General features: G+C 36.9%; 1 protein-coding gene. It reads left to right on the top strand.

All coding sequences use genetic code 11. The features are described 5' to 3' along the window. Positions 1–442, top strand: a 442-nt coding sequence (locus JKP73_RS22090; RefSeq protein WP_498370536.1) for a P-type ATPase actuator domain-containing protein, incomplete at both ends; no start/stop codon positions are given.

The raw sequence follows: 442 nt of genomic DNA on the forward strand, positions 1-442 counted from the left end.
GGCTGGTTTTGTCAATGAATCAAGTATTAGTGGGGAGTCCGCTGAAATAAAAAAAGGAGTCGGAGATAAGGTTTTTGCTGGAACACTTCTTGAAAATGGAAGTCTTTTGATTCAAGCTGAAAAGGTAGGAGAGGATACCACCTTTGGTAAAATTATTGAATTAGTGGAAGAAGCTCAAGATACAAAATCCTCTGCTGAAAAATTTATTGACCGTTTCGCAAAATATTATATTCCTAGTGTTTTAGTTCTCTCTTTTTTAATTTTCATTGTCAGTCAAGATATCAAGTTGGCAATTACTTTATTAGTTTTAGGTTGTCCGGGTGCCCTTGCCATTGGACCTCCTGTCAGTAATGTCGCAGGGATAGGGAATGGAGCCAAAAAGGGAATTTTAATTAAAGGTGGAAATATCATGACTAATTTTAGTCAGACTGACCTGCTTCTT

Source organism: Virgibacillus salexigens (genome assembly GCF_014905415.1).
Lineage (GTDB): Bacteria > Bacillota > Bacilli > Bacillales > Amphibacillaceae > Virgibacillus > Virgibacillus salexigens.